Genomic DNA, 23189 nt, shown 5'->3' with positions numbered 1-23189 from the left:
GGGCGTAGAGTTAGCGATGACCGAATTGATCACGTAGGGTCATCTGCGACATGTGGTACGCGCTCCTTCTTCGCTGCCGCGACGAGGCCCCATCCCTGGCCGGCACCTCGTCGCGGAGTTGACGCGCGCCGGTCGGCCCATGGCACTGATCACCTCGCCTTTGCCGCACCCGCTGACCTGAGGAGCACACCCATGTCGTCCGACGTCTCCGATGATCCGATCGCCCGGCAGCGCCCCAGCGCGATGCCGTTCCACCGCTATCGGCCGTACCTGAATCAGTTCGCTGTTGATCTGCCCGACCGCCGCTGGCCCGGCCGCCGGATCGAGGCCGCCCCGCGCTGGTGTGCGGTGGACCTGCGCGACGGCAACCAGGCACTGATCGACCCGATGTCGCCCGAACGCAAGCGGCGCATGTTCCAGCTGCTGGTGCAGATGGGCTACAAGGAGATCGAGGTCGGCTTCCCGGCCGCCAGCCAGACCGACTACGACTTCGTCCGGCAGCTCATCGAGCAGGACCTGATCCCGGACGACGTGACCATCCAGGTCCTGGTGCAGTGCCGCGAGCACCTGATCGACCGGACGTTCGACTCGCTGCGCGGCGCCAAGCGCGCGATCGTGCACTTCTACAACTCGACGTCGATCCTGCAGCGGCGCGTGGTGTTCGGCCTGGACAAGGACGGGATCACGGACATCGCGACGAGCGGCGCCCGGCTGTGCCAGAAGTACGCGGAGATCTACACCCCGGACACGGAGATCTTCTACGAGTACTCCCCCGAGTCGTACACGGGCACCGAGCTGGACTACGCGCTGGAGATCTGCTCGAAGGTCATCGACGTCATCGACCCCACCCCGGCCCGGCCGCTGATCATCAACCTGCCCGCCACGGTCGAGATGGCCACTCCCAACGTGTACGCCGACTCGATCGAGTGGATGCACCGCCACCTGCCCCGGCGCGACAGCCTGGTGCTGAGCCTGCACCCGCACAACGACCGCGGCACCGGTGTGGCCGCCGCCGAGCTGGGTCTGCTGGCGGGCGCCGACCGGATCGAGGGCTGCCTGTTCGGCAACGGCGAGCGCACCGGCAACGTCGACCTGGTGACGCTGGGGCTGAACATGTTCGCCCAGGGCATCGACCCGATGATCGACTTCTCGGACATCGACGAGATCAAGCGGGCCGTCGAGTACTGCAACCAGCTCCCCGTGCACGAGCGCCACCCGTACGTGGGTGACCTGGTCTACACGTCGTTCTCCGGCTCGCACCAGGACGCCATCAAGAAGGGCTTCGCCGCCCTGCAGGCCGACGCGGACGAGGCCGGCAAGGGCGTGGACGACTTCGAGTGGGGCGTGCCGTACCTGCCGATCGACCCGAAGGACGTGGGCCGCAACTACGAGGCCGTCATCCGGGTGAACTCGCAGTCCGGCAAGGGCGGCGTGGCGTACATCATGAAGGAGGAGCACAAGCTCGACCTGCCGCGGCGGCTGCAGATCGAGTTCTCCGGTGTGGTGCAGCACGTCACCGACGTCGAGGGCGGCGAGATCTCCCCGCAGCAGATGTGGGACATCTTCGCGGCCGAGTACCTGGTCGACCACCAGCAGTTCGGCATCGTCGGGCTGGAGCGCTACTCCACCGCCACAGTGGACGGCAAGGTCGAGATCGATGCAGAGGTCAGGCACCGCGGGGCGCGGCGGGCGCTGCTGGGCGTCGGCAACGGCCCCATTGATGCGTACGTGCAGGCGCTGAAGCCGCTGGACGTGCAGGTCCGGGTGCTCGACTACCACGAGCACGCGCTGTCCTCCGGTGGCGACGCCCAGGCCGCCGCGTACGTCGAGTGCGAGGTCGGCGACACCACGGTGTGGGGCGTCGGCCTGGACGCCAACATCGTCACCGCCTCGATCAAGGCCCTGACCAGCGCGGTCAACCGAGTCCGATAACGACGGTCGCGGCGGCGCGCACTGCGATGCGTGTCGCCGCCCCGAGGTCCGGTCGGGGTGCCGCTGGCGTCAAGGTCCCGTTCGGGCGACGCGCCGGACGATCCGGACAGCGGGTGACAGGCCTGACCATGCGGGCGTTGCGCTCATACGATGACTGCGTGTCTCCCCGCGCATTCATCCCCCTCGCGGCCACCCTCGCGCTCGTCCTCGCCTCCGCCGGCTGCACCGGCACGCCCGGAAACCCGGCCGCCGGTGACCCCAACCCGACCGGCCGTGCGCCGGGAACAGCGGCGGAAGCCGAGAAGCAGCTCGACGGGCTCGCAGTGGCCGCGCCGGGCTCGATGCGCGGCTACAGCCGGGCCAAGTTCCCGCACTGGCAGTCGACCGGCGCCAACTGCGACGTCCGCGACTCGGTGCTCAAACGCGACGGCACCAAGGTCAAGACCTCCGGGTGCAACGTCGTCGGGGGCACGTGGACCAGCGTGTACGACGGCAAGGTGATCAACGCTCCGGCGCAGGTCGACATCGACCACGTCGTACCGTTGGCCAACGCGTGGCGATCCGGCGCGTCGGCGTGGAGCACGCCGCAGCGTGAGCAGTTCGCGAACGACCTGGACGATCCGCAGCTCGTGGCGGTGTCGCAGGGCTCCAACCGGGCCAAGGGCGACCAGGATCCGTCGACCTGGAAACCCCCGGCCCGCGAAAACTGGTGCGAATACGCCCGGGATTGGGTAGCGGTGAAGAGTCACTGGAAGCTGACCATCACCTCGGCCGAGAAGGCCGCCCTCGACGACATGCTGGAGACCTGCTGATGTCCCACCCGGCCGACCCCTCCGCCAGCCCTCCGACCACCGTCGGCACCCCGTCCGCCGCCGCCGGATCCGCGGCCATCACCGGCCCCGCAGCCGCCGCCGGTCCTGCCGCCGGCCCCACGGTCACCGGCGACGCCGCCGCGGCCACCAGCCGGACCGCCGATTTCACGGCCGGGCCCGGCGGTGTGATGACCGATGAGGTCGGCGTCGTCACCGGCGACCTGACCCTGCGCACCGAGCTGTCGGGCGGCGAGGTCACCCTCCACGTGCAGTACAAGGACGCCGACGAGTGGTACGTGGTCACCGGCGGCCGCACGCGGCTGAGCGACCCGGCCGACCTCGACGCGGTGCACGCGATTGCGTTGGGCCTGCTCAACCGCCCGGAGGGCTGATCGCACGGCGACCGGAGGTAGGGCAACAGCCGCCCGATTCGGGGCGGCGGAACCGCGTGGTCGTCCCTAGCATTTAGGGGCTCCGACATCCCTCGGTTCTCCCAAGGAGTCATCTTTGCCCCGCTCTGCCCCCTCTCGTGCCCTTGTGTCGTCCAGAATCGCCCTCGCCGGTCTCACCGTCGTGTCCGTCGGCGCCCTGGCGACGCCCGCCAACGCCGCGACCTCCGGCGTGGTCTCCGTCGTGGAGACCACGAAGGTGCAGTACAAGGCGGCGAAGGGCGCGACCAACACCGTTGTGGTCACCCGGTCCGGTCGCACGATCACCATCGACGACCGGGTCCCGCTCACGGCAGGCAAGGGCTGCAAGGCCGTCAAGGGCGATCGGACAAAGGTGCAGTGCACCCCCGCAACCGCCCCGACCCGGATCCGGGTCTACCTCGGCGACAAGAACGACTCCGTGGTGAACCAGACCGACCTCGGGATGAGTGCCTACGGCGGCAGCGGCAACGACCGGCTGACCGGCGGCCCGCGCAGCGACAACCTGCACGGCGGGACGGGCGGCGACAAGATGTGGGGCCTGGGCGGCCGCGACTATCTGCTCGGCCAGGACGGCAATGACCGCCTGTCCGGCGGCGACGGCGACGACAACCTGGACGGCGGAATCGGCAACGACACCCTGTACGGCGGCAACGGCAACGACGACCTGTGGGGCATGGAGGGCGACGACGCGGAATATGGCGGCGCCGGCCGCGACGTGTTCTGGGAAACCTTCGATCCGTTCGTCTCGGACGCTGACCGGTTCTCCGGCGGCAGCGGAGGCGACGATGCGGTCGCCTACGTGGGCCGGGACAAGGCGGTCACCGCCGACGCCGACGGAGTCACCGGCGACGACGGCGCCAAGAACGAGCACGACACCATCGGCACCGACGTCGAGGAGATCGACGGCGGCGCGGGCAACGATCTGCTCAAGGGCACCGGCCGGCGCGACGTGCTCTACGGCGGCCGGGGCAACGACACCCTGCTCGGTGGCGGCGGCAACGACTTCCTGTTCGGGCAGGCGGGCAAGGACCACCTGGAAGGCGGCGCCGGCAACGACCTCCTCTCCGGCGACGACAACTACTACGGTGGCCCGGCGACAGATGTGCTGCTCGGCGGTTCGGGGCAGGACACCGTCACCTACACGGACCACAGCGCTGCGGTCACGGTCGACCTCGACGGGTCGGCGGGTGACGACGGCCAGGCCGGTGAGCACGACACGGTCGGTGCCGACGTCGAGGGCATCGTCGGCGGCGCGGGCAACGACAAGCTCACCGGCAACGCGGCGGACAACGTGATCTACGCGGGCTCCGGCAACGACGTCGTCCACGCCGGGGCGGGCAACGACGTGGTCGTCGGTGAGGATGGCCGCGACTCGCTCTACGGCGAGGCCGGCGACGACGAACTGGACGGCGACGACGCGTACAACGTCGGCGTGCCGGACCGGCTGGACGGCGGCGCCGACGCGACCGCGGCCGGGGACCTCTGCCGGCCGGAGGAGAACGACGTCGTGGTGAACTGCGAGCGCGACCGCCCCTGACGTAAAGCGAAGCGGCTGCCGACCCGCTGGGGTCGGCAGCCGCTTTCGTGTCAGATCAGGCGGAGGCGCCCGCCGGGCTGCGGCCCTGCACGGCCTCACCCTCGACCACCGGGAAGTGACAGGCCGTCTGGTGCGACGCCGGGTCACCCGCGCGGGGCACCAGCGGCGGCTCCTCCGTCGCGCAGATCTCCTGCGCCTTCCAGCAGCGGGTACGGAACCGGCAGCCGGACGGCGGGTTGATCGGGCTCGGCACGTCGCCGGTGAGCAGCACCCGGTTGCGCTGGGCGCGGTCGCGACGGCTCGGGTCCGGCACCGGCACGGCCGACATCAGGGCCACCGTGTACGGGTGACGCGGGCTCGCGTACAGGGCGTCGCGGTCGGCGATCTCCACGACCTTGCCCAGGTACATGACCGCGACGCGGTCGGAGATGTGCCGCACCACGGACAGGTCGTGCGCGATGAAGACGTACGTGAGGTCGAACTCGCTCTGCAGGTCGTCGAGCAGGTTGACGACCTGTGCCTGGATCGACACGTCCAGGGCGGAGACCGGCTCGTCCGCGACGATCAGCTTGGGCCGCAGCGCGAGCGCCCGGGCGATGCCGATGCGCTGGCGCTGGCCGCCGGAGAACTCGTGCGGGTACCGGTTGTAGTGCTCCGGGTTCAGCCCGACGAGTTCCAGCAGCTCCTGCACGGCCTTCTTGGTGCCCTGCGGGGTCGGGATCTTCTGGATCTGCAGAGGCGCCGAGATGATCGAGCCGACCGTGTGCCGCGGGTTCAGCGACGAGTACGGGTCCTGGAAGATCATCTGTACGTCGCGCCGGAACGGGCGCAGCGCGGCCGTGGACAGGTGCGAGACGTCCCGACCCTGGAACATGATCTTGCCGCCGGTCGGCTCCAGGATCCGGGTGAACAGCCGTCCGGCCGTGGACTTGCCACACCCGGACTCGCCGACCACACCCAGCGTCTCGCCGGCGCGCACGGCCAGGTCGATGCCGTCGACCGCGCGCACGGCGCCCACCTGGCGCTTGAACAGCCCCTTCGTGATCGGGAAGTGCTTCTGCAGGCCCGACACCTGAAGCAGGTTCTCGCTCATCGTCTTGTCACTCCCGCTCACAGGTTGGGTGCCACGTCGCGCTGGAAGAGTTCCCAGCGCTGCTCCGGCGACAGGTGGCACGCGGCCGCGTGGTGTCCGCCCCGCAGCACCGGCACCTCGGTGAACGACCGGTCGCCGTTCAGCCCGGCATAGGGGCACCGCGGGTGGAAGGCGCAGCCCGAGGGCAGGTTGATCAGGCTCGGCGGCGAACCCTTGACCGGGTTCAGGCGCTCACGCAGGTCACGGTCGAGGCGGGGCATCGACCCCAGCAGACCCCACGTGTACGGGTGCTGCGGCTGCTCGAACACCGCGTGCGCGGGGCCCCGCTCGATGATCTTCCCGCCGTACATGACGATGACGTCGTCGGCGAGCTCGGCCACGACGCCCAGGTCGTGGGTGATCATGATGACCGCGGAGCCGAACTCCGCCTGCAGGTCCCGGATGAGGTCCAGGATCTGCGCCTGCACCGTCACGTCCAGGGCCGTGGTCGGCTCGTCCGCGATGAGCAGCGAGGGGTCGTTGACCAGCGCCATGGCGATCATCGCGCGCTGGCGCATACCGCCGGAGAACTGGTGCGCGTAGTCGTTGAAGCGCCGCTCCGGCTGCGGGATGCCGACCCGGGCCAGCATGTCGATGGCGCGGGTCCGCGCCTCCTTCTTGCTGGCCTTGGGGTTGTGCACCCGGTACGCCTCGACGATCTGCGACCCGACCGTGAAGTACGGGTGCATCGCGCTCAGCGGGTCCTGGAAGATCATCGACATCTTGCCGCCGCGCAGGTTGCGTACCTGCTCGTCGGTGGCCGTGACCAGCTCCTGGTCGTCCAGCCAGATCTGCCCGGACACCTTGGCGTTGCTGCGCGTACGGTGCAGGCCCAGGATCGCCAGCGACGTGACGCTCTTGCCGGAGCCGGACTCGCCCACGATGCCGAGGGTCTTTCCGCGCTCCACGCTGAACGAGGAGTCCGACACGGCCTTGACGATGCCGTCGTCGGTCTCGAACCGGACCGTCAGGTCCTTGATCTCCAGGTACGGGCGCCCCGCCTGGTGGGCCGGGCGGGCAGCGCCGGCCAGCGAGTCGATCGACATGTGGTCTTCCTCCTCAGCCCAGCCGCACGCGCGGGTCGATGACGCCGTAGAGCAAGTCCACGATCAGGTTGATGATGACGATGAAGAACGCGGCGATCAGGGTGACCCCGATGATGATCGGCAGGTCGTTGCCCCGGATCGCGGTGAGTGCCTGCAAGCCGATGCCGTGCAGGTTGAACGCGGTCTCGGTGAGGATGGCGCCGCCGAGCAGCGCGCCCAGGTCCAGACCGAAGATCGTGATGATCGGGGTGAGGCCCGAGCGCAGCGCGTGCTTGCTGATCACCGAGCGCTCCCGCAGACCCTTGGCCCGCGCCGTACGGATGTAGTCCTCGCCGAGGGTCTCCAGCATGTTGGCGCGGGTGAGCCGGGCGTAGGTCGCGGCGAACAGGAACGCCAGGGTGACCCACGGCAGGATCAGGCCGGACGCCCACTTCGCCGGATTCTCCGTGAACGGGGTGTACGAGGGATTCGGTAGCCACTCCAGCCAGTACACGAAAATGGCAGAGGAGAGCAGCGCCGTGAAGTAGATCGGCATCGAGACGCCGGCCAGCGCGGTGGACATCACCGCACGGTCCAGCAGGCTGCCTTTTCGCAGCGCCGAGATGACGCCCGCGCCGACCCCCATGATCAGCCAGATGACGGCCGCGCCGATGGCCAGGGAGATGGTGACCGGAAGGTCGCCCAACAGCTTGGGGGTGACCTCCTCGTCGGTCTTGAACGAGTACCCCATACACGGTGCCGGGCAGTGCGTGACGTCCGGGCCGTTGGCGTAGTCACGGCCGACGACGAGCCCTTTCAGGAACTTGCCGTACTGCACGATCACGGGGTCGGCCAGACCCAGCTTGGTCCGGATGCCCTCCACGGAGACCGCGTCGGCGGTCTTGCCGATGTAGAGCAGTGCCGGGTCGCTTCCGGTGATCTTCGGAACCATGAAGAAGATCCCGAAGGTCACCAGCGTGACCACGAGCAACGTGAGTACGGCGTTGAGGAGGCGCCGAATGATGTATGCCAACACGACGTTCGGCCGAACAGCGGGCGGGCGCCGATCCTTGTGGGACCGACGCCCGCCCACCGCGGGCGGCCTTCACCTGCCCTTCGTTCTTCCCGGCACGTGCGTGCGGGCGGGGATGTTGCTACTTGCCGCTGACGCCGAGCGCCTGGAAGTCCACCATGCCGAAGGCGTCGTGGATGTAGACGTTCGTCAGGCGCGGGTTGCGGTAGTTCAGCGCCTTGTCGAACACGAACGGCAGGTAGTAGGCGCCTTCCATGACCTTGGTGTTGATCTGGCTGTACAGGCCGTACGCCTTGGTCAGGTCGGTCTCTGCCGCGGCCTGGTCGAACAGACCGTTGATCGCCGGGTCGTTGATCTCCGGCAGGTTGAAGTTGCCGTTCGGCAGGATGAACCGGCCGTCGACGAGCGCCTGCAGGTAACCGGTGCCGGAGGGCCAGTCGGCACCCCAGCCGGCGATCATGATGCCGTAGCCCTTCTTGTGCACGTTGTCGGGCGAGCCGACCACGGACGCGATCTGGGCACCGTCGTACTGGTCGATCTTGGCGTTGATGCCGACCGTCTTGAGCGACGCCTGCAGCGCCTCAGCGGTCTTGATCTCGGCCGGCTTGTTGTTGCGGACCGCGATCACGGTGTCGAACCCGTTCGGCTTGCCACACGCCTGCAGAGCGGCCTTCGCCTTGTCCGGCTGCGGCTTGCCCTGGGCCCGGCCGTACGGGTCGTACGACGGGTCCGCGCCACCGATGTTCGGGGGCAGCATGTTCGTGCCGATGTCGCCACCGGCCACCGGGCCACCACGCGCGGCCTGCAGCGCGGTCGGGTCGGAGGCGTACATGACGGCCTTGCGGCACTCGACGTTGTCGAACGGCGCGACCTTCTGCGACATCGCGGCGTACCGGATGAAGCCGGTGATCGGGGTGTCCGCGTTGGCCCGAAGGTTCGGGTCCTGCAGGATCTTCGCGCGGGCCGCGGCCTGCACACCGGTCTGGCCGACGTCGAGGTCCGCGGTGCCGGCGATCAGGCGGCTGTCCAGGTCATCGGCGTTGGTGGTGATGGTCAGGTTGATCGCGTCCGGCAGCGCCTTACGGATCGTGTCGGTCGACTGGTCCCAGTTGGGGTTGCGGACCCACTTGACGCTCTTGCCGGGGTCGTACGACTGGATCATGTACGGGCCGGAGGACGCGGGCTTCTTGCCGTACTGCGCGCCGGTGTCCCGCTTCTGCGGCACCGGGCCCGAGCCCGGCATGGCCAGGATGTAGGGGAAGTCCGCGAACTGCTTGGCCAGGTGGAAGACGATCGTCGAGTCGTCCGGCGTCTCGACGGCCTTCAGGCCCAGCTTGTTCGGGTCGGTGTCCTTGTACGGGCCCTTGTACTCGTGCTTCGGGTCGAGCAGGTCGATCAGGTACACCGGGCCACCGGGCACGACGTCCTGCGCGAAGACGCGCTCGACGCCGTACTTGATGTCCTTGGAGGTGATCGGCGTGCCGTCGTCGAACTTGATGCCCGGCTTCAGCTTGAAGGTGTAGGTCTTCTTGTCGGCGCTGATCTCCGGCTCGGCCGAGGCCAGGTCGGGCTGCAGCTTCAGGCCGTCCTTGCCCACCGCGCCCGAGTAGTCGACGAGCTTGCGGGTGTAGAGCCGGTTGAGGTCCCACACGAACGCGTAGTACCCGCGGACCGGGTCCCACGAGTCGGCGTCCTGCGCGCTCCAGAGTTCGAGCGTGCCACCCTTGGCGGTGCTCGGGTTCACGACCGAGGTCGTGGCCGCGTTATATGTGCCTTTAGCGGTGGAGCTGGTGCCGCCGTTCTTGCTGTCGGACCCGCCACCGCACGCGGCGGTGGTGAGACCCACAGCGACGGTCAGACCCGCAACCGCCACCACCCTCGCCTTACTAGCCACCTGTCCTCCTAGTTCCTTGAACAGCGGAGCCTCGCGGCTCCGCGGATCGTGCGATGGCCGTCGGCCCGGTGGTCACCGGGCCGGCGGTGTCACCGGGCCTTCGGGTCGAGCGCATCGCGCAGGCCGTCACCGAAGAGGTTGAAGGCCAGCACGGTGATGAAGATCATCATGCCCGGAACGATCATGTACATCGGGTCGGACTGGTACGTGGCGATAGCGTCCGACAGCATGCCGCCCCAGGAGGGCCACGGCGGCGGGATACCCACGCCGAGGAAGCTCAACGCGGCCTCGGTGAGGATGTTGGTCGGGATGATCAGCGTCGTGTAGACGAGGATCGGCGCCGCCAGGTTCGGCAGCAGTTCCTTGAACAGGATCCGCGGCGAGCGGGCACCGAGGCTCTTGGAAGCCTCGACGAACTCACGTTCCCGCAGCGACAGCGTCTGACCGCGGACGATACGGCCGATGTACGGCCAGCCGAAGAAGCCGATGACCACGACCAGGATGGCGACCCGCGACCAGCGGTCACCCAGCCCGAACATGGTGTCCGGCAGCACCGAGACCAGCGCGATCGCGAACAGCAGCTGGGGGAAGGCCAGGAGGAAGTCCATCACGCGGCTGATCGCCGAGTCGACCCAGCCGCCGAGGTAGCCCGCCGACAGGCCGAACAGCACGCCCAGCAGCGTGGAGAAGAAGGCGGAGAGGAAGGCGACCGACAGGGAGGTCTGCGCGCCGTACACGATCCGGCTGAACACGTCCCGGCCGGAGGTCGGCTCCACGCCGAGGATGAAGTCCTTGCTGACGCCGCCCCACCCGCCGACCGGCGTCCCGAAGGTCGGGTCGATCTTGTCGATGTGGAACTCGTCGATCGGGTGGCCGAACCACCTGGTCAGCAGCGGGGCGATCACGGCGATGAAGGTCAGGAAGACCACCACGACGCCGCCGGCCATCGCGACCTTGTCCTTCTTGAGCCGGCGCCAGGCGATCTGCTTGAGCGAACGACCCGCGATCGCCTTCTCGCCAGGCTCCCGCGCGGCGCCGTCCGAGGAGGATAACTGCTCGGTGGTCGCCTCTGGGCCGATCGACATCTACGCCGGTCCTTCCCCGGCCGCCGATGCCCGGACCACAGCACCCGTCCGACAACGCTGCCGACCGGATGCGATGGCTCCCGTAGCGCCCGGCAACCGATCGGTTATCGCAAGCCTCGAGTGCCGACCCTCGAATCCCGGCCAGGTCCGGCCGGATTTCCGAAGGCACTCGACGGCGGGTGTGCCGCCATCGCTAGGAACATTCACCTACAGCTTGGCCGGGGTCAAGGCTGCAGGGTCGACACGGTCAGTTCCGTGTCTCCACCGTGATGTCGTCGTGACCTCCGCGCGTTCCAAACGGACGGTATCGCGGAGATGGCCTGGTAGGAAGCGAAATGGACGTAACGGGGAGGAATCTCAGACGGCCCGGCGGCCCTCGAACGCTCGACCGAGCGTGATCTCGTCCGCGTACTCCAAGTCACCGCCCACCGGCAGGCCGCTGGCCAGGCGGCTTACCGCGATGCCCATCGGCTTGACCATCAGCGCCAGGTACGTCGCCGTGGCCTCCCCCTCCGTGTTCGGGTCGGTGGCCAGGATCAGCTCCTTGACCTCGCCCGTGCCCAGCCGCGCCAGCAACTCGCGGATGCGCAGGTTGTCCGGCCCGATGCCTTCCAGCGGGTTGATGGCCCCGCCCAGGACGTGATAGCGCCCCCGGAACTCGCCCGTACGCTCGATCGCCACGATGTCCTTGGGCTCCTCGACCACGCAGAGCACCTCGTTGGTGCGGCGCGGGTCGCGACAGATCCGGCACTGCTCCGACTCGGCCACGTTGAAGCAGATCGTGCAGAACCGGACCAGCTCCTTGACCTTGCGCAGCGCGGTGGCCAGCCGGTTCACGTCGGCGGGGTCTGTGGACAAGATGTGGAAAGCGATCCGCTGGGCGCTCTTCGGGCCCACGCCCGGCAGCCGCCCCAGCTCGTCGATCAGGTCCTGGATGGCACCTTCGTACACGGAATCAGAACCCCGGCAGACCCAGGCCGCCCATGCCGCCCGTGACCGGCCCCATCGTCCGCTCGGTCAGCTCACGCTGCGCCTCGGCGGCGTTGTGCAGGGCGGCGAGAACCAGGTCCTCCAGGGTCTCCAGGTCCTCCGGGTCGACCACCTTCGGGTCGATCTTGACCGACTTGTACTCCCCCAGGCCGGTCACCGTCACGGTCACCAGGCCGCCGCCCGCGGTGCCGGTCAGCTCGGCCGCGGCCAGCTCGGCCTGCGCCTGCGCGACCTGCTGCTGCATCTTCTGGGCCTGCTTCATGATCTGCTGCATGTTCGGCTGTCCACCAGGACGCACGGCCGGCTCCTCGGGTCGTCGGTTTTTCGCCCGCTCAGCGTAGTGGGCAGCGCCGGTGTCCGCGCGGACGGCGGCCGTCCGTGTGGACGGCGGGTCACGCCTCGCCGATCTTCTCCGCCCCGAACGCCTCCTGCAGCAGCCGTACGGCCTGCTGCTCGCTGCTCTCGCGCGCGGTCTTCTCGTCGATCACGTCGTCGAGCGGCTCGTCACCCGGATCGAATCCCTCGTACGCCGCGACGCCACGCACCGGACCGTCGTACTCGGGGTCGTACGGCGGCTCCTCCGCCGGGGAACCGTCCGACCAGCCCCCGGCTCGCTCGTTGGGGGCGGTGCTGGTCGGCGCCGATACCGCCGCCGCACCGGCGCGGGCACCGCCCGACCTGGCGGCGTTCGCGGCGGCGGCGCGGGCGGCGGCCAGTCCACCGGAGGCGGCAGGTGCACCGGAGCGGACAGCGGTCGACCGGGCCGCATTGCCGTTCGCCGCCGGTCCACGACCGCCGGCACCCGGATCGGTGGTGCCCGCCCCGCGACCGCCAGGTCCCGAACGAGGATCGGTGGTGCCCGGCCCACGACCGCCGGGTCCCGGACGGGCATCGGCAGCGCTCGGCCGATGATCGTCGACTCCGGCTCCGGCCCGGCGGGCGCTGCCGGATGCTCCGCCGCCCTCGCCGGGCTCACCCGGGGCTCGGTCGCCGGGTCGGGTCGGAGCATGGTCGCCGGGCTGGCCTGGAGCACCGTCGTCCGGGGTCGAGGCCGGTGCCTGTGGTGACGTCGAACCGCCGCCGGGCCGCGCCGGCTCCGGCCAGTCGTCGCCCTCATCGCTCGGTGCGGGCTGGGGTGCCGACTCGCGCCGGCGGGTCGGACCGGAGGCGGCGCCCGCCGCTCCATCACCCGTCGTGCCGCCGTTACCGGCACCGCCGCCCGCCGGAGCGGATCCGGGCTGCGGCGACCGGCGAGCGTCCGGCGCCTGGCCGCGCGATCCACCCTGACTCGGCACGGGGCGCCGGGCCGCGCCGGACGGGCTCGCCACCCCACCGGCCTCGCCCGCCACATCGCAGCGGATCTGCCACTGGCCACCGAGCGACTCGTACAGGGCGTCGGAGATCAGGGTCGGATCGGCGGCCACCATCTTGGCGTGCGCCGGGAACCGGAAGGTGAGCACGACCGTCTGCCCGTCGAGCTCACGAACGGTGGCGCCCTGAGCCAGCGCGGCGATCTTCTTACTCTTGCGTCCGACGGCCGTCATGATCTCGGGCCACGCCTCGCGGACCGAATCCACCGTGAACCGCCCCGGCTCGGCGCCCGTGGCGGCCGCCGGCGGGCCGTCCGAGGCTTCCACCGAACCGTCCACAGCCGCTGGCCCGCCCGTGGCCCGAGAGCCATCCGCGGCCGGGGACCCGTCCGCGCCCGCCGGTGGCTCGACACCGTCGTGGGACCCCGCAGGGTCACGGGATTCGGCAGCATCGCGGGACTCGGCACCCTCGCCAGAATGGGCGGCGTCGTGCGACTCGTTGAAGGCATCGGAGTCGGCTACATCGTGAGCCGTCGAGGCCGGGTCCGTCGAGGCCGGGTCCGTCGCGGCCGCGTTGGGCGCGGCCGGGTCCGGTGCAGCCGTTGCCTGGCGTTCGCGGCCCGCCTGCTCGGGATCGGCGGGCGCAGAAGGGTCGGCAGTGGTGCGGGGCTGCGTGGCGGCCCGACGCCCGGCAGCCGCCGCGGCGGCCCGGGCTGCGGACAGCCCGGTGCCACCACCTGACTCGGCACCCGGCTGCCGTACCGCCGACGTCGCCGGATTTCCCTCCGCCGCGGGGGACGGCTGGCCGACCGCCGGGGCAGCGGCCTGTCCCATCGCCTGTGCCGCCGGCGGGGCGGCCGCCGCCGCGGTCCCGGCGTCGCCGCCCGGGGGCAGGCGGCGTTCCATGCGTTCGAGGCGCTGCAGCAGCGCGCCGGTCGAGTCCTCGGCGCCCGGCAGCAGCATCCGGGCGGTGACCAGCTCCAGCAACAGGCGGGGTGCGGTCGTGCCGCGCATCTCGACGAGCCCGTTGTGCACGATGTCCGCGCACCGCGACAGCGTGGCCGGGCCCAGCCGGGTGGCCTGCGCGCCCATGGCCTCCAGCTGATCGGCGGGACCGTCGATCAGGCCCTTGGCCACCGCGTCCGGCACCTGCTGGAGCACGATCAGATCGCGCAGCCGTTCGAGCAGGTCGGAGGCGAAGCGGCGCGGGTCGTGACCGGCCTCGGCGACACGGTCGATCGTCGCGTACGCCGCCGCGCCGTCGCCGGCCGCGATCGCGTCGCACATCTCGTCGATGAGCGCGCCGTCCGTGACGCCGAGCAGGGCGACAGCGCGACCGTACGTGACACCCTCCGGCCCGGCGCCCGCGATGAGCTGATCCAGCACCGAGAGCGTGTCCCGCGCGCTGCCGCCGCCCGCGCGCACGACCAGCGGGAAGACCGCCGGCTCCACCTGGATCCCCTCGGCCTCGCACAGCTGAGCCAGGTAGGGCCGCAGCACCGCCGGCGGGATCAGCCGGAACGGGTAGTGGTGGGTCCGCGAGCGGATGGTGCCGAGCACCTTCTCCGGCTCGGTGGTGGCGAAGATGAACTTGACGTAGTCCGGCGGCTCCTCGACCAGCTTGAGCAGCGCGTTGAACCCGGCCGACGAGACCATGTGCGCCTCGTCGATCACGTAGATCTTGAATCGGCTGCTGGCCGGGGCGAAGAACGCCTTCTCGCGGAGCTCGCGGGCGTCGTCGACGCCGCCGTGGCTGGCCGCGTCGATCTCGATCACGTCGATCGACCCGGCCCCGTCGTTGGCCAGCGACTGGCAGGACGGGCAGACCCCGCACGGCTCCGGTGTCGGGCCGTGAATGCAGTTCAGGGAGCGGGCGAGGATCCGGGCGCTGGAGGTCTTGCCACAGCCGCGTGGCCCGGAGAACAGGTACGCATGGTGCAACCGGCCGCTGCGCAGCGCCTGCGACAGCGGCTCGGTGACGTGCTCCTGCCCGATGACCTCGGCGAAGGTGCGGGGCCGGTACTTGCGGTAGAGCGCGAGTGCCACTCCTGCCGCCTCCTCTCGACCGCGCCATTCTCCGCCGAGGGTGTGACAACACCAAACGGCGTCCCGCCAGGGTGACCCGGGACGCGTCACCGGGAGGCCCGTGAGCAGGGCGCGGGAGATGAAGAGACCCCCCGTGCACCCGCCAGAGCCCGCTTATCCTTGCTGCCTTCCGGCCCTGGGGAGGTTCACGAGATGCACGCCGCACGAGGGGCTGCCCATCAGCGTACCCAACGCCCGGAGGTGGGACCCAGGGTGGTGGCGCAAGCGGGCCCGTACGGTTCTGTATCCTGTGCGACGGAGGATTCGCCTAGAGGCCTAGGGCGCACGCTTGGAAAGCGTGTTGGGTTAACACCCTCACGAGTTCGAATCTCGTATCCTCCGCCACGCTGACCAGGCGAAACGCTGAGGGCCGGACCCTGACGGGGACCGGCCCTTCGTCGTTCCGTCCCAGGTTCGGCCCGTCCCGGGCCTCGGGGACCCGTCATGGCCCGCACCAACTCAGCGGAACGACTCCAGAGCTAACGACGCCACAGCCCAGAGCAGCCCTCCTGCGTCGTCAGTTCCGCTACGTCGCCCACTTCCGTCGCCGCGCCCTGGTCATCGACACGCCGAAATGGCCTGCCGGGGGCGGCAGGCCATTCCTGTGCGAGCGGGCCGTTCCATCCGGCGTTGCCGTTTCGTGCCGGAGCGTCTTGGCCCTCAGAAGGTCGGACGATGCCAGGTGAAGAGGCTGTTCCCTGAGGGGTATTTGCAGGAGTCGTACTGGATCAGGTCCGCCCCGTCGAGCTCGGAATTGCTCGCGACATTCAAGCACAATCCGCTATGGACGTTCTTCAGCACGTAGTAATCTTTTCCGTAATAGTTCTGGTCCATACGGGTCAGATCCCACCGCTCGTTCATGGCGAGATCCGCACACGTGTACTGGATTACCTTCGCGCCGTTGACCATGGAAGCGCTCGCCACATTCAGGCATTTGGTGCTGTGCTCGTTGTGAAGGATAACAGTGTCGCTATCGATAAACTCGAAGTCCCAGTACTGATTTGTCGGCTTGTCCTGAGCCAACTGGCAGGTGTACATCTGAGCCTGGCCGCCGTCCCGCATTGTCGCGCCCGCTACCTCCACGCAGCGTGGGACCTGGCCATGGAGGGCGCTCGGGTTATAGTGCAAATCGTCCATCTTGGTCTGGATAACCCATGGGCCAGTGGTGGGGTACGCCGCCCGGGCTGGCACGCCACCAAAGCCCACAACTGAGAGCGTTGCGGCCAGTGCGGCCGCCGCAACGGAACGTATACGGGTACGGATTTGCACGTCGGTCTCCATGGTTCGCCGTTCGCTAGCAGCGACATAGAACATGAAGGACTGTCGGATGACAACCCAGCGGCTTTCAAGAAGTCGAGATATGACCGGATAGCCGGCTGTGGGCCAGTCGCGCCGTTTCCGGTGGGTACATAACAAGAACGCGGCCTTCTGGTGATTTCCCGGGTGTGCGCACATGCGGACGTTTCGAGCGGCGCCGGTGCCCCACCGTCGACCACGATTCTGCGAGAATCAACGAATCGATGATCGTGGGGTAACCGCGCGAAGATCATGTCCCGGATCGCCGATGTTCCCACGGCTTCATCGACCTCTACTTCAACGGCTCCACGACGTCCGGCTGGCAGCGCTGCGAGGAAACCGGCCGGCACTACCTGTCGCTGTAGTCAGCACGCCGTCACGCCGCGATCGACGTGACCCGCCCGCGCCCCCACAAGCGAGGCAAGTGGCGATCCGTCACCAGACCGCCTTGCGCCGGGCACGGCCGATCCGGGTGGTGCCGAGGTCGGCGCGCTGCCCGGCGGCGTAGCCGTCCCGGTCCCCGGACCCGGACAACCGGCGGGCGCGCCCCGCGGTCAGCTTCGGGTACGCGGCGGCCTGCGCCCGGTCCACCAGCGCACTCCGGTCCGCCAACACGAGGGCGACCGACCGCCCGCTGTGCCGCGCCGCGGTGTGGGCGTGTTCCGCGTCGGCTTCGGCGCGAGCCTCGGCCTCCCGCAGCCGGCGGTGGATCGCCGTGGCGTACCCGGCGTACCAGGACCGGCGGTAGGTGGCGGGGTGCTCGCCCCACGGCACGTATGCGGCGGCGAGCGCGTGCGCGGCCTGCACCAGCAGCGACGTGTACAGCAGCTCGACCCGGTCGAGGTCGGCACCGAACCCGAACAGGTGCATCGAGATCAGCTTGCCGTCGCCGGGGGTGTGCTGGGTACGCCGGACGGTCCTGCAGCGCAGGGCGTGGGCGATCCCGGCGAGCAGGCCGGCCTTGTCCCGCGCGTACGGGGCGTCCATGGCGATCACCCTGTCCCCCACCACGTCGGCGCTGGGGACGACGTCGGCCAGGAGGGCCTGGTCGATGCCGTACTTGGCGATGAGGGCGGCGGCCTTGGCGGTGAACGCCTCCGCCTCGGCCGGGGTGCACGCCTCGTCCTCGGCTTTGGCCAGCAGCTTGCGGACCTTGTCGAGCATCCCCGGATCCGGGCCGGGCGGACCGGGCATCGTGGTGTCGGCGGTCATCGGTACTCCTTCGGGCGCGGCTCACGCATTCTCCCCGACGCCCGCCGGGCCGTTCGATCGTCCTCGGGCGGACATGGCACAGGGCCGGACCCATGGTGGATCCGGCCCTGTGCGGGTCCGTCCTACAGCGACGGTACGAGCTTCACCGAGTTGATCGGCGTGAGGTTGGCGACCCGGAACCTGAAAGGGTTCCGGGTTGACGTGCGCGCCGGCGTGATCCCGCTACAGCTGGCCCGCCGCGATGGCGTCCTCGACCTCGGGGAAGATCGCGAAGTACCGGCTCAGTCCCACAGTCTCCATCAGCCTGACCAGGAACGGGTTCGCCCCGGCAAAGCTCATCCAGCCGCCGCGCGCGGTGATCACCTCTTTGCTGATGATGAACGCGCTCAGGCCGATGGAGTCGCAGAACTTGAGGTCGGTGAGGTCGACGACGATGCGGGGAACCGGCCGCTCGAGCAGCTCGGTGAGCTTGGCGCGCAGGGTGGGGGCGGTGTCGGCGTCGAGCTCGCCGGTCAGGCGCAGCACGGCGACGTCAGAGCGATGATCAGTCACTGTGGCCTGCATGAAAGTCACTTTCGTCCCGGTTCTCTGGATTCAGAGGCTAGGCCAGATCACGATTGCATCGGCGCACAGCCGGTCCGTCCTGTCTCCGGACGAGGTGTGGCATTACGCAGCCGGATGCCGCTGAAGTCGAGCGTGCTGGTGGCCACCGCGTCCATGAAGCCCCACAGGTTGGTGAGCAGGCGCAGCTGGATGCCGGCGCTCGCGTGCAGGGCCAGGAGGTCACCGACCGGTTCGGCGGGGCCGAGCGGCGCGACCGGTTCCACCGCGACCATCGCGTGTGGGCGTGGCTGCCCGAAGGGACGAAACGGCGCCGCGGGCAGCCGGTACGCGTACAGCCGGACCTGTTGCATGCGGGCCAGCCAGCCGTACTCGATGGCGTGGACGCGGCGCGAAGTGGGTGATCGACGGGTTCTCGGAGAAGTGCAGGACCTCTCCCGGTTCCGGGCGCATCGTTCGTTCTAGCACCCACCGTGGAGGCCGGGAAAGTGATCGGGCCGGACCCCGAGAGGGGATCCGGCCCGATGACGTTCGGCTGTGCCGTGAAGGTTGAAGCGTTGCGGCGCAGCCGGGTTATCGGCGCTCTACAGCTGGCGCCACTTCCAGCGCGGACCACGCCACGCGTCGGCCAGGATCAGGGCGGATGCCCGTCCCGGACACTGCTGCACCTTGGACTTGCCGGAGGGGCCGCCCATCTGGGCCTCGACCTCCCAGGTCTCGCCATCGGTGCGGACGTAGACATCCCGGCGCGCGAGCCGGTTGTCGCCATTCCACCAGTGCTGCTCAACTCTCACCTGGTCAACCCTAGGGGAGACATTGACGTGTGTGACCAGGCGAACTTGTGAAACTTCCTCGCTGCCCGGTCGAAGCTGGGTTGTCCGATCCGGTGGTTTTGGCCGGTGTGACTTGCGCGTGAGCCCCATGTTCAGGGCAGTTCACTCATGGACACTCTGAGTAATCGAAGCAGCTCGCAGAGATCGACTCCGTCGCGACGTAACGGGTACGACACGCGTACGGCGCCTGATCAGCTATTGGATCATGTCGGACGGTCCCCGAACGGGTGCACGGCCCGGTCGGCGGCGCTCAGCGCGGCCGGGAAGTTTTCGCACAGAGCGTGATCAGCGACGAATCTCGTGGCACACCCAAAAGCACGCCCAAAAAGCACACCCGGCCCCGGAGACTCTGCGTCTCTCCGGAGCCGGGCATGAGGCGTTCTTGAGTCCGTCCCGCCAGGATGAGAATGGTCGGAAAGCGGTCAGCCGATGGCGACGGCGGCCGAATTCTCGCCGCCGTCGGCGCGATAAGCGACCAACTGGTAACGGCCGGTGGTGCCTGCCGGGTCCGTCCACTGCTCGGTCGCCGTGCCGGTCACCAGGCCGAGGCGGTCCAGCAGGTGCGTCTCGCCGGTGGCCGCGTTCTCGACCATCAGCAGCGACTGGACCCAGACCGTCCCGGGCGGTGCGACGGCGGAATACGAGCTGGTCAGCCAGCCGGTCGCCGGGTCCACCGTGGGCATGGTCTGTGTGCCCAGGCGCGAGACCTTCCCACTGCCGTCGATGAAGGCTAGGCCCGCGCGGACCTTGCGGCCGACGCTGTCGGCCTGGAAAGACGCCACAGACGTGTACGTCGTGCCGACCGTCGCCGGCAGCTTGCGGCTGTAGGCGCTGATCTGGCCGTTGCCCGTGGCGGTCAGCGCCAGCGAGGCACCACCCACCGCGCCCGCGATATCCGTACGCGTCACCTTCGACGCGGTGCCGGCGGTCCAGCCGGCCGTGCCCGCCGCCGGGTTCTCCAGGCTGGCCGCGTCCGCGTCGAGCAGGTTGCCGGGGATCGTCGCGCTGCCCACGGGCAGGTCCGCGACCTGGGCGCCGTCGCGGTACACCCGGAAACCGGCGATCGGGTTGGTGGTCGCGTACGGCTCGTCCCAGGTCAGGCCGTTCGGGCCGACCGTGGCGTTGACGGGTGCCTCGGGTGCGAGAGCGCCGAAGCGCACCGGCGCCGCGATGATGCCTTCGGTGGTGTTGCCGGTGCCGTCCGGGCCGGTGAGCACGGTGCCGGTCGGCGTGCTGGCGGTGGTCGACTTGCGCGGGCCGAGCTGCAGGCCGTACCAGGTGGTGTGGATGGCCTGGTCGTCGACGATCGTGTTGCCGTACACGGAGTCGTTGCGGCCGACGCCGAGGCCGATGCCCGCGGTGTCGAACCAGCCGCCGCCGGTGTTGTAGGTCGTGGCGCCGCCGAAGCCGGCGTCGACGATGCGGTTGCCGACGATGGTGTCGGGGGCGTCCTTGTCCCGGGCCAGGCCGAAGACGAGGACACCCGACAGGGCGGGCCGCTCGATGACGTTGTCGCGGATGACGTTGTTGCCGCCGATCCGCACGACGTGGTCGGCCGGGTCCGTGCTGGCGTCGTTCCAACCGCCGATGTTGCCCGGCGTGTTGTCGGCGTCGTTGTAGTCGTCGTACTTGACCAGCACACCGACCGTCGCCGAGCCGAGGATGCGGTTGCCGGTGATGACCGCGTCGCGCGGGTTGGTGATGTCCTTGTTGGGCCCGCTGTGCGCGTAGTTGGCGTTCGAGGTGAGCGTGATGTGCGCGCCCTCGAGGGTGTTGCCGGTCGCCGTGGGGGACGCGACGCCCTCGAAGTACATGTTGCCGTACTCGTTCTCCTTGCGGGCCGCCGCGACCGTGGGGGTCGTGTGCACGATGTTGTCGCGCACGGTGGTGCGGATCGCGTTGGTGAAGTCGAAGCTGTTGCCGCGGATGGTCGCGTCGAACTGGTTGCGTTCGATCACGGTGTCGTCGTTGCGGCCGCCGCCACCGATGTTGTCCTCGCCGTCGGACTCCGCGCCGCCCCAATTGTCGAACCGGTTGTCGACGATACGCACGCCGGTGGTCGCGCTGACCCACAGCTTGAAGTACTCGAAGTTGGTGAAACGCACCTGGCGTACGGTCCAGCGGTCGCCGACCGAGACGCCTCCGGCCGTGCTGTCGCTCGTGCCCAGCGCGGCGCGGAAGTCGCACATCTGGCCGGGGCGGCCGGGCAGGTCGGCCGGTTCCGGGGCGCCCGCGCCGGTACGGCAGTTGCCGTTCACGGTCAGGTCGGAGACCAGGTTCGTGCTGCCGGCCTCCTTCTTGTCGTTGTGCCGCACGAGGAAGCCGTAGTTGAAGTTCTTCCAGTTCACCGTCGGGTCGGCGACCAGGCTGGTGGTGGCGATGCCGCTGCCGCGCAGGTTCACGTTCGGGGGCAGCTTCAGACCGTTGGTGAGGCGGTACGTGCCGGCGGCCAGGAGCACGGTGGCGGTGGTCGGCGGGGTGACCACCGTGCCGTCGGCCGCCACGACGGCCGCGCGTACGCGGGTGGCCGCGGTGTCCACCGCCTGCTTCAGGGCCGCGTAGTCGTCGAGCGCGCCGCCGCGGGGCGCCGGAGCGAGCACACAGGTCGGGTCCGCGGCGCAGCCGTCGGCGCGCAGCGGCGCCGGGCTCCCGGTCGAGACCAGCGAGTACGCCGGTGCGCCGAGAGCCGCGGCGACGGCGGGGGTGGCCGTCACGGTCAGGGCGGTCGGCAGGGCCGCGGTGGCGGCGAGAACGGCCGCGGCACGGCGTGCTCGGGAGGGGTGGAACAGGCGCATCGAGGCTCCGGTCACGATTGCGGGTGGGGTGCGAATCGGGTGCAACCGTATGAGTTGCCCACCAGGCCCGCCTCCGCCGAACGGACCACCGGGGTGACTGAACGTCAATCAGTGCTCAACACTAATCGTGATGTGACCGATCACACACCTGGCAGGAATCCCGCCTCGCCACGCAGGAAAGTGACCTCGAACCCCGCCAGGTAATCCTCACGCTGGGTTAGGAAGCGTTGAGTGTGCGGTTGCTGTTCGTGCGCGTCGAAGGCGGCGCGGTCGGCGTACAGCTCGTAGAAGACGCGGAGCAGCGGCTCGTCCGGCACGGCATGCACCACGTACGCGAGCGTGCCCGGCTCGTGGCGCGCGATCTCCGGCAGCGTTCGCGCGACCAGCGCGTCGAAGGACGCCGCAGCCTCCCGATCGCGCAGCCGGAAGCGCACGATCAGGCCGAATCCACCCGCAACCGCTCGTTCACCCACCGTCGCACCGTACGCGACGGAAAGCACCGGCACGCCGGTGACCTGCGCTCGGGCGGCCGATTTCGGCGGACGCACGTGCCCTGACCTGGTCAGCGACGCCCCCACCGGGCTTGACCCCGCTGACAAAATCGTCGATCGACGATCGACCCGGAGGGGAGAGCCATGAACAGCACGAGGGTCCGCCTGATGGGCGCAGTGGCCGCCGCGGCGTTCGCGCTCGGCGGATGCGGGACGTCGGACACGGACGCAAAGACGCCCGTGGCCGCCGCGCCGCCTCCCGGCGCCGGCGCGAATGCCGAGCCGACGGCCGAGAAGGCAGCCGACCCGGCGAAGGTCGGCTTCGACGACGAGGGCTACGCCTGCGGGCTACTGACCCGAGCCGACGTGGAGACACTGTTCGGCGGGCCGGTCGGTGACGCCGAACCCAGCAGCGTCGGCGCCAGCCGGTTCTGCCAGTGGAAGACCGTCGCGGGCGACCCCTGGGTGTTCCTGCAGGTCGGGACCCCGTCGAACGGGGCCGACACGGAGTACGCCCAGCTCCGGAAGGCGTTCAAGGAGGCCAAGGACATCCCCGGCCTGGGCAGGAAGGCGTACTCGTACTACCACCGCGGGGAGACGCACGTGTACGTGCGCGTCGACGACAAGCTCGTGAAGGTCGCGGTCCAGTACATCAAGGACCGGGCAGTGACGCCCGAGGCCGACGTGGCCCGGGTGACAACCCTCGCCCGGCAGGTGGTCGGACGCATGTAGCGT

20 protein-coding genes, 1 tRNA gene and 1 other RNA gene are annotated in these 23189 nt (G+C 69.5%); 6 read left to right on the top strand and 16 right to left on the bottom strand.

Annotated elements, in window-relative coordinates; all coding sequences use genetic code 11:
• Positions 1-192: 192 nt before the first annotated feature.
• From leuA to ACMCNN_RS00535, 4 genes are all read left to right on the top strand, one after another.
• A complete protein-coding gene (leuA, locus tag ACMCNN_RS00550; protein WP_412744216.1) occupies positions 193-1932 on the top strand; it encodes a 2-isopropylmalate synthase in 1740 nt (579 codons plus the stop codon).
• Between the two features lie 158 nt (positions 1933-2090).
• The gene (locus ACMCNN_RS00545; RefSeq protein WP_412744215.1) at positions 2091-2744 is read left to right on the top strand and encodes an HNH endonuclease family protein; all 654 of its coding nucleotides are present in this window, start codon (positions 2091-2093) and stop codon (positions 2742-2744) included.
• Positions 2744-3136, top strand: a complete 393-nt coding sequence (locus ACMCNN_RS00540) for a hypothetical protein (RefSeq protein WP_412744214.1) — start codon at positions 2744-2746, stop codon at positions 3134-3136. The genes ACMCNN_RS00545 and ACMCNN_RS00540 overlap by 1 nt, the downstream gene beginning before the upstream one ends.
• A gap of 145 nt (positions 3137-3281) precedes the next feature.
• A complete protein-coding gene (locus ACMCNN_RS00535; protein ID WP_412744213.1) occupies positions 3282-4712 on the top strand; it encodes a calcium-binding protein in 1431 nt (476 codons plus the stop codon).
• A 55-nt stretch (positions 4713-4767) separates the two neighbouring features.
• On the opposite strand, the gene ACMCNN_RS00530 is transcribed toward ACMCNN_RS00535, so the two are convergent.
• The 9 genes from ACMCNN_RS00530 to ffs form a co-directional block, all read right to left on the bottom strand.
• The gene (locus ACMCNN_RS00530; protein ID WP_412744212.1) at positions 4768-5805 is read right to left on the bottom strand and encodes an ABC transporter ATP-binding protein; all 1038 of its coding nucleotides are present in this window, start codon (positions 5803-5805) and stop codon (positions 4768-4770) included.
• Between the two features lie 17 nt (positions 5806-5822).
• Complete coding sequence (locus tag ACMCNN_RS00525) at positions 5823-6890, bottom strand: ABC transporter ATP-binding protein (RefSeq protein ID WP_412744211.1); 1068 nt, start codon at positions 6888-6890, stop codon at positions 5823-5825.
• A 13-nt stretch (positions 6891-6903) separates the two neighbouring features.
• The gene (locus ACMCNN_RS00520) at positions 6904-7905 is read right to left on the bottom strand and encodes an ABC transporter permease (RefSeq protein WP_412744210.1); all 1002 of its coding nucleotides are present in this window, start codon (positions 7903-7905) and stop codon (positions 6904-6906) included.
• Between the two features lie 118 nt (positions 7906-8023).
• On the bottom strand, positions 8024-9796 hold the full coding sequence (locus ACMCNN_RS00515; RefSeq protein ID WP_412744209.1) for an ABC transporter substrate-binding protein: 1773 nt from the start codon (positions 9794-9796) through the stop codon (positions 8024-8026).
• An 89-nt stretch (positions 9797-9885) separates the two neighbouring features.
• The gene (locus ACMCNN_RS00510) at positions 9886-10881 is read right to left on the bottom strand and encodes an ABC transporter permease (protein ID WP_412744208.1); all 996 of its coding nucleotides are present in this window, start codon (positions 10879-10881) and stop codon (positions 9886-9888) included.
• Between the two features lie 357 nt (positions 10882-11238).
• Positions 11239-11832 (bottom strand): recombination mediator RecR, encoded by a 594-nt coding sequence (gene recR / locus ACMCNN_RS00505; RefSeq protein ID WP_412744207.1) that lies wholly within the window; start codon positions 11830-11832, stop codon positions 11239-11241.
• Between the two features lie 4 nt (positions 11833-11836).
• Positions 11837-12145, bottom strand: a complete 309-nt coding sequence (locus ACMCNN_RS00500; RefSeq protein ID WP_412746993.1) for a YbaB/EbfC family nucleoid-associated protein — start codon at positions 12143-12145, stop codon at positions 11837-11839.
• A gap of 118 nt (positions 12146-12263) precedes the next feature.
• Positions 12264-15227 (bottom strand): DNA polymerase III subunit gamma and tau, encoded by a 2964-nt coding sequence (locus tag ACMCNN_RS00495; RefSeq protein WP_412744206.1) that lies wholly within the window; start codon positions 15225-15227, stop codon positions 12264-12266.
• A gap of 119 nt (positions 15228-15346) precedes the next feature.
• Positions 15347-15443, bottom strand: an RNA gene (gene ffs / locus ACMCNN_RS00490) — signal recognition particle sRNA small type.
• An 80-nt stretch (positions 15444-15523) separates the two neighbouring features.
• Here ffs and ACMCNN_RS00485 point away from each other — a divergent pair.
• Positions 15524-15611: transfer RNA gene (locus tag ACMCNN_RS00485), tRNA-Ser, on the top strand.
• A gap of 315 nt (positions 15612-15926) precedes the next feature.
• Here the strand turns inward: ACMCNN_RS00485 and ACMCNN_RS00480 are convergent.
• The 7 genes from ACMCNN_RS00480 to ACMCNN_RS00450 form a co-directional block, all read right to left on the bottom strand.
• Positions 15927-16547 carry an RICIN domain-containing protein gene (locus ACMCNN_RS00480; RefSeq protein WP_412744205.1) on the bottom strand — a complete coding sequence of 207 codons (621 nt, stop codon included), beginning with the start codon at positions 16545-16547 and terminating at the stop codon, positions 15927-15929.
• A gap of 450 nt (positions 16548-16997) precedes the next feature.
• Positions 16998-17774 carry a DUF2786 domain-containing protein gene (locus tag ACMCNN_RS00475; protein WP_412744204.1) on the bottom strand — a complete coding sequence of 259 codons (777 nt, stop codon included), beginning with the start codon at positions 17772-17774 and terminating at the stop codon, positions 16998-17000.
• Positions 17775-17996: 222 nt separating this feature from the next.
• Positions 17997-18326 carry an STAS domain-containing protein gene (locus ACMCNN_RS00470; RefSeq protein WP_412744203.1) on the bottom strand — a complete coding sequence of 110 codons (330 nt, stop codon included), beginning with the start codon at positions 18324-18326 and terminating at the stop codon, positions 17997-17999.
• Between the two features lie 59 nt (positions 18327-18385).
• A complete protein-coding gene (locus ACMCNN_RS00465; protein ID WP_412744202.1) occupies positions 18386-18688 on the bottom strand; it encodes a DUF6886 family protein in 303 nt (100 codons plus the stop codon).
• 231 nt (positions 18689-18919) lie between these two features.
• A complete protein-coding gene (locus tag ACMCNN_RS00460) occupies positions 18920-19129 on the bottom strand; it encodes a hypothetical protein (protein ID WP_412744201.1) in 210 nt (69 codons plus the stop codon).
• Positions 19130-19590: 461 nt separating this feature from the next.
• Positions 19591-21963: a hypothetical protein gene (locus ACMCNN_RS00455; RefSeq protein ID WP_412744200.1), complete on the bottom strand. Its 2373-nt coding sequence runs from the start codon at positions 21961-21963 to the stop codon at positions 19591-19593.
• 140 nt (positions 21964-22103) lie between these two features.
• Positions 22104-22511: a putative quinol monooxygenase gene (locus ACMCNN_RS00450; RefSeq protein ID WP_412744199.1), complete on the bottom strand. Its 408-nt coding sequence runs from the start codon at positions 22509-22511 to the stop codon at positions 22104-22106.
• Positions 22512-22598: 87 nt separating this feature from the next.
• On the opposite strand from ACMCNN_RS00450, the gene ACMCNN_RS00445 reads away from it, so the two are divergent.
• Positions 22599-23186 (top strand): DUF3558 family protein, encoded by a 588-nt coding sequence (locus ACMCNN_RS00445; RefSeq protein ID WP_412744198.1) that lies wholly within the window; start codon positions 22599-22601, stop codon positions 23184-23186.
• Positions 23187-23189 lie beyond the last annotated feature (3 nt).

Origin of the sequence: Krasilnikovia sp. MM14-A1004, from assembly GCF_047159485.1 — a bacterium.
Taxonomy (GTDB): domain Bacteria; phylum Actinomycetota; class Actinomycetes; order Mycobacteriales; family Micromonosporaceae; genus Actinoplanes.
This window is presented reverse-complemented; position numbering and strand designations above follow the sequence as displayed.